The organism is Streptomyces sp. NPDC051569 (genome assembly GCF_044454085.1).
Lineage (GTDB): Bacteria > Actinomycetota > Actinomycetes > Streptomycetales > Streptomycetaceae > Streptomyces.
Genome location: NZ_JBITDJ010000005.1, coordinates 337,447 through 343,446, shown reverse-complemented (window position 1 = coordinate 343,446; position 6,000 = coordinate 337,447). Strand labels below are relative to the sequence as shown.

Here is a 6,000-nt window from a genome sequence, read left to right as displayed (position 1 = left end):
TGAGCTGTCGGCGCGTCACACCGGCGTTCTACCGTGATCCGTCCCGGCACGGCAGCGGAACGCAGATATTGATCACGACCTCACACAGGCCCTAGGGCGTCTTGTTGCTCCTGGCGTGCCCGTTCAGATGCGGTGTTGTTCTTCACCTGGTCGAGCAGCTGCTTGTCCAGGCGCTCGACACCGGTGCGTACGGCTCTCTGACAGCCGCGATTGATCAGTGTCATGAGCGAGCCGATGTGGCCGGTGCTGCGGGCGAAGAGATAGTCGGACAGGTCGTCCGCGATCATGCCGGGGTACTTGTTCGCGAGGATGACGCGTTCCTCGATCGCGAGGAGGGTGTCGCGCCAGCCGCAGCGCCCCTTCTCGGTCTTGATGCCGAACGGTTCCATGCCCAGGCGCGTGGTGCGGCGTCCGGTCTGGGCGAGGACCGCGTCCTCGTAGCTGGCTCCCTCGCTGAACAGCCCTTTCTTCTCCAGGCCGACGCCGACCATCAGCAGGGTCACCGGGAATTCGTTGGCGATGGAAAGGCTGAGCGACGACGTGCCGGACGGCCGGAGAGAAGTCCGCGAACAGCAGCCGTGCCAGCTCCAGCCGCGACTCGTAGATCACGTGGTCGCGTTCCGTCGCAGCCCAGTACGCGCCCGAGTAGTGCTGCTGGCCCTTGTGCCAGCGGAACGTCCGCCACGGCTGTGCCTGCTGCAGGAGATCGAGTGGCGCGGATGCCCACTCCAGGTCCTCCACCGCGGACTCGTCGGCCTGCCGGACACTCACCTGTACCGACGCAGGCTGATCTGTCGAGCTCATCGGACCCCCAACCTTGCGCTCCAAGGCGGCCTGATCGACCACCGAACGCCGTGGGCATGCCCCGGTCGTCTGCGTTGATGACGACCGGGACGGTCCGGTACACAAAGAGGGGAACTACTCGGGTCAGAGGCATGAATCCCGCTCACATGTCGTATCCGACACGGCTACGACATTCCCGCGCGGAATCCGACACGGGGAACGGGATCCCACAGCTTGTCAGCCGCCGTAAGCGCCCGAAGCCGTCAGCCGCAGCGCCGTGTCGATCAGCGGCACATGGCTGAACGCCTGCGGGAAGTTCCCGACCTGGCGCTGGAGCCGTGAGTCCCACTCCTCGGCCAGCAGACCCAGATCGTTACGGAGACTGAGCAGCTTCTCGAAGAGCTTGCGGGCCTCGTCCACCCGGCCGATCATCGCCAGGTCGTCGGCCAGCCAGAACGAGCAGGCGAGGAAGGCACCCTCGTCGCCCTCCAGACCGTCCACCCCGGCCTCGTCGCCGGCTGTCGGATAGCGCATGACGAATCCGTCGGGCGTGGACAGCTCGCGCTGGATCGCCTCGATCGTGCCGATGACGCGCTTGTCGTCCGGCGGCAGGAAGCCCATCTGCGGGATGAGCAGCAGCGACGCGTCCAGCTCCTTCGAGCCGTACGACTGCGTGAAGGTGTTCCGCTCCTTGTCGTACCCCTTCTCGCAGACATCGTGATGAATGTCATCGCGCAGCTCGCGCCAGCGCTCCAGCGGACCATCGGCGTCGCCCGACTCGATCAGCTTGATCGTGCGGTCTACCGCGACCCAGGCCATCACCTTGGAGTGCACGAAGTGCCGTCGCGGCCCGCGCACCTCCCAGATGCCCTCGTCGGGCTGGTCCCAGTGCTTCTCCAGGTAGCGGATCAGCTTGAGCTGGAGCACCGAGGCGTAATCGTTACGGGCCAGGCCCGTCATGTGGGCCAGGTGCAGCGCCTCGGTGACCTCGCCGTACACATCCAGCTGGAGCTGGTGCGCGGCGCCGTTGCCGACCCGGACCGGGCCGGAGTTCTCGTAACCGGGCAGCCAGTCCAGCTCGGCCTCGCCCAGCTCCCGCTCGCCCGCGATCCCGTACATGATCTGCAGGTTCTCCGGGTCGCCGGCGACGGCGCGCAGCAGCCACTCACGCCAGGCGCGGGCCTCGTCGCGGTAGCCGGTGCGCAGCAGCGAGGACAGCGTGATCGCGGCGTCGCGCAGCCAGGTGTAGCGGTAGTCCCAGTTCCGTACGCCGCCGATCTCCTCCGGCAGGGAGGTGGTCGGCGCGGCGACGATGCCGCCCGTGGGGGCGTACGTCAGCGCCTTCAGCGTGATCAGCGAACGGACCACCGCCTCGCGGTACGGGCCGTGGTACGTGCAGTGCTCGACCCACTCGCGCCAGAAGTCGGAGGTCGCCTCCAGCGAACCCTCCGGGTCCGGCAGGGCCGGCGGCTCCTTGTGCGAGGGCTGCCAGCTGATCGTGAAGGCGATCCGCTCACCCGGCGCGACGGTGAAGTCGGAGTAGGTGGTGAGGTCCTTGCCGTACGTCTCCACCGAGGTGTCCAGCCAGACCGAGTCGGGCCCGGCCACGGCGACCGTACGGTCGTCGACCTTGTGGACCCACGGGGTCACCCGGCCGTAGCTGAACCGCATGCGCAGGGCGGACCGCATCGGCACGCGGCCGCTGATCCCCTCCACGATCCGGATCACCTGCGGTGCGCCGTCACGCGGCGGCATGAAATCGGTCACGCGCACCGTGCCGCGCGGCGTGTCCCACTCGGATTCCAGGATGAGTGAGTCCCCGCGGTACCGGCGCCGCGTGGCACGCGGCGGTTCGGAACCCGCCGGGTGCGCGGGCCCGAGCCGCCAGAAACCGTGTTCATCGGTGCCGAGCAGAGCCGCGAACACGGCGTGTGAATCGAAGCGGGGCAGGCACAGCCAGTCGACTGTGCCGTCCCGGCAGACCAGGGCGGCGGTCTGCATATCTCCGATGAGTGCGTAATCCTCGATGCGCCCGGCCACGTGCATCTCCAGTCGAACGGCCATGTCCGCCCCGCGGGGCGCTTACTGCGGTCAAGGGTCGTTGACGAGCTCTTTTTCCGGGAAATCGGGCGGGGTGATGCCGTTTGCCGGCCGGACTCGGCAGCGAATGTCCGAGCAGGATACGACGCACGTCGGACATCCGCGCCACGCTCCCGGCAACCTGAGGCCGCCGAACGGATGAGCCATGGGTGACTCAAAGTGTGACTCAGGGGATAGTAGTGGCGCCAGTGGCCGGAAGCAGCCTCCCTGCGGCGCTGATACCCTGGTAGCCCGTGGACCGGTGGACTCCCTGCTACGCACAGAGGCCCCGAACCCGCAGCGACGGCGCCCCTTCGACTCTTCGACAGGGACGCCGGAACGCACATCAGACCGCGACCACGGGAGCCCCCTCTTGGCCATGCCGACCCGATCCTCGACATCCTCGACGACCAAGCACATCTTCGTCACCGGGGGTGTCGCTTCCTCCCTCGGCAAGGGCCTGACCGCCTCCAGTCTGGGTGCGCTGCTCAAGGCGCGTGGCCTGCGGGTCACCATGCAGAAGCTCGACCCGTACCTGAATGTCGACCCCGGCACGATGAACCCGTTCCAGCACGGTGAGGTGTTCGTCACCAACGACGGTGCCGAGACCGACCTGGACATCGGCCACTACGAGCGCTTCCTCGACGTGGACCTCGACGGTTCGGCCAACGTCACCACCGGCCAGGTCTACTCGCAGGTCATCGCCAAGGAGCGGCGCGGCGAGTACCTGGGCGACACGGTCCAGGTCATCCCGCACATCACCAACGAGATCAAGCACCGCATCCGGCGCATGGCGACCGACGACGTCGACGTCGTCATCACCGAGGTCGGCGGCACGGTCGGCGACATCGAGTCGCTGCCGTTCCTGGAGACCGTCCGTCAGGTCCGCCACGAGGTCGGCCGCGACAACGTCTTCGTCGTGCACATCTCGCTGCTGCCGTACATCGGCCCGTCCGGCGAGCTGAAGACCAAGCCGACCCAGCACTCGGTCGCGGCCCTGCGCAACATCGGCATCCAGCCCGACGCGATCGTGCTGCGCGCCGACCGTGACGTGCCGCTCTCCATCAAGCGCAAGATCTCGCTGATGTGCGACGTCGACGAGGCCGCGGTCGTCGCCGCGATCGACGCCAAGTCGATCTACGACATTCCCAAGGTGCTGCACACCGAGGGCCTGGACGCCTACGTCGTGCGCAAGCTCGACCTGCCGTTCCGCGATGTCGACTGGACGGTCTGGGACGACCTGCTGGACCGCGTCCACAACCCCGACCACGAGGTCACGATCGCCCTGGTCGGCAAGTACATCGACCTGCCGGACGCGTACCTCTCGGTCACCGAGGCGATCCGCGCCGGCGGCTTCGCCAACAAGGCACGCGTCACGGTGAAGTGGGTCACCTCGGACGACTGCAAGACGCCCGCGGGCGCCGCGAAGCAGCTCGGCGACGTCGACGGGATCCTGATCCCCGGCGGCTTCGGCGAGCGCGGTGTGACCGGGAAGGTCGGCGCGATCCGGTACGCCCGCGAGAACAAGGTGCCGCTGCTGGGCCTCTGCCTGGGCCTGCAGTGCATCGTGGTCGAGGCCGCGCGGAATCTCGCCGAGATTCCCGACGCCAACTCCACCGAGTTCGACTCCGGCACCGCCCACCCGGTGATCTCCACCATGGAGGAGCAGCTCGCGTACGTGGAGGGCGCCGGTGACCTCGGCGGCACGATGCGGCTCGGTCTCTACCCGGCGAAGCTCGCCGAGGGCTCGATCGTGCGCGAGGCCTACGGCGACCAGCCGTACGTGGAGGAGCGCCACCGGCACCGCTACGAGGTCAACAACGCCTACCGCGCGGAGCTGGAGAAGAAGGCCGGCCTGGTCTTCTCGGGCACGTCCCCGGACAACAAGCTGGTCGAGTACGTCGAGTACCCGCGCACCACGCACCCGTACCTGGTCGCCACCCAGGCGCACCCGGAGCTGCGGTCCCGGCCGACCCGCCCGCACCCGCTCTTCGCGGGTCTGGTGAAGGCCGCGGTGGAGCGCAAGCAGGGCGCGTGAGCAGGGCCGGCCGCACACCGCCGGGGCGAGGTGCGGTGCGGCCGTAGCGATACGGTGGGAGCCGGGGTACAGGTCACGTCGACCGGTGCCCCGGTTTCCGCGTGTGTGCCGCTGTGTGGGAGGACGCTTTCATGACGATCAAGGACGCCCCCGAGGAGTGGCGGGTCACCGCGACGACGACCCCCTTCCGTGGCAACAAGACCAGTGTCCGTACGGACCATGTGGTCATGCCCGACGGCTCGGTGCACTCCCGCGACTACCAGGTGCACCCCGGGTCCGTGGCGATCCTCGCGCTGGACGACGCCGGGCGGGTCCTCGTCCTGCGCCAGTACCGGCACCCCGTACGCCAGAAGCTGTGGGAGATCCCGGCCGGCCTGCTCGACATCCCCGGCGAGAACCCGCTGGCCGCGGCGCAGCGCGAGCTGTACGAGGAGGCCTACGTCAAGGCCGGGGACTGGCGGGTGCTGACCGATGTGTACACCTCGCCCGGCGGCACGGACGAGGCGCTGCGCATCTTCCTGGCCCGCGATCTCTCGGAGGCGGACGGCGCGCGTTTCGAGGTCGCCGAGGAGGAGGCGGACATGGAATTGGAGCGGGTCGAACTGGCCGAGCTCGTACGGGGCGTGCTCGCGGGTGAGCTGCACAACAACTGCCTGGCCGTGGGGGTGCTCGCGCTCACCGCGGCGCTGGCGGGGGACGGCATCGACGCGCTGCGGCCGGCCGAGGCGCCGTGGCCCGCGCGTCCGTTCGAGTCCTGAGACGGTTCTGCGGTCCAGGTCCTGTCCGGCGGATCTTCGTGGGCCCGCGAAGATCCGCCGGACAGGACTAGGTGATCCCCTAGTCCTGTCGGGACGTTCTTTCCGGGACGTTCTTTCACGGTGTTCCCCGTGGCGGTGATGCGGTCGTCGGGCAATCCTTCAGTCTGACGAAATGCTGATCCGAACGGGGGATGCGACGGCCGTGCTCCGCCGGTTCCGTCGCAGAGAGTGAACTACGCTCGGACCGCCCGTGCGGAGACCCGCCGGGCTCGGCTCGTGCGCAGGCGGACGGAGCGTGGCCCGTGACGGATCAGGCGGTGGACGTGAGTGGCCCCGGCCGGA

Annotated in this window: 4 protein-coding genes; 2 read left to right on the top strand and 2 right to left on the bottom strand. The window is 68.5% G+C overall.

Annotated elements, in window-relative coordinates:
• Positions 1–80: 80 nt before the first annotated feature.
• Together ACIBAE_RS12145 and ACIBAE_RS12140 are read right to left on the bottom strand one after the other, a co-directional pair.
• Entirely contained in the window at positions 81–503 is a 423-nt protein-coding gene (locus ACIBAE_RS12145; RefSeq protein ID WP_399284258.1) for a hypothetical protein, read from the bottom strand.
• A 517-nt stretch (positions 504–1,020) separates the two neighbouring features.
• Positions 1,021–2,847 (bottom strand): glycoside hydrolase family 15 protein, encoded by a 1,827-nt coding sequence (locus ACIBAE_RS12140; protein WP_399284256.1) that lies wholly within the window; start codon positions 2,845–2,847, stop codon positions 1,021–1,023.
• Between the two features lie 394 nt (positions 2,848–3,241).
• Between ACIBAE_RS12140 and ACIBAE_RS12135 the strand changes: the two genes are divergently transcribed.
• Positions 3,242–4,900, top strand: a complete 1,659-nt coding sequence (locus ACIBAE_RS12135) for a CTP synthase (RefSeq protein WP_399284255.1) — start codon at positions 3,242–3,244, stop codon at positions 4,898–4,900.
• 131 nt (positions 4,901–5,031) lie between these two features.
• Positions 5,032–5,658: an NUDIX domain-containing protein gene (locus tag ACIBAE_RS12130; protein WP_399284254.1), complete on the top strand. Its 627-nt coding sequence runs from the start codon at positions 5,032–5,034 to the stop codon at positions 5,656–5,658.
• Positions 5,659–6,000 lie beyond the last annotated feature (342 nt).

Coding starts and splice junctions, on each gene's coding strand:
- ACIBAE_RS12135 (WP_399284255.1), top strand. CDS start 3,242: ATGCCGACCCGATCCTCGACATCCTCGACGACCAAGCACATCTTCGTC.
- ACIBAE_RS12140 (WP_399284256.1), bottom strand. CDS start 2,847: ATGGCCGTTCGACTGGAGATGCACGTGGCCGGGCGCATCGAGGATTAC.
- ACIBAE_RS12130 (WP_399284254.1), top strand. CDS start 5,032: ATGACGATCAAGGACGCCCCCGAGGAGTGGCGGGTCACCGCGACGACG.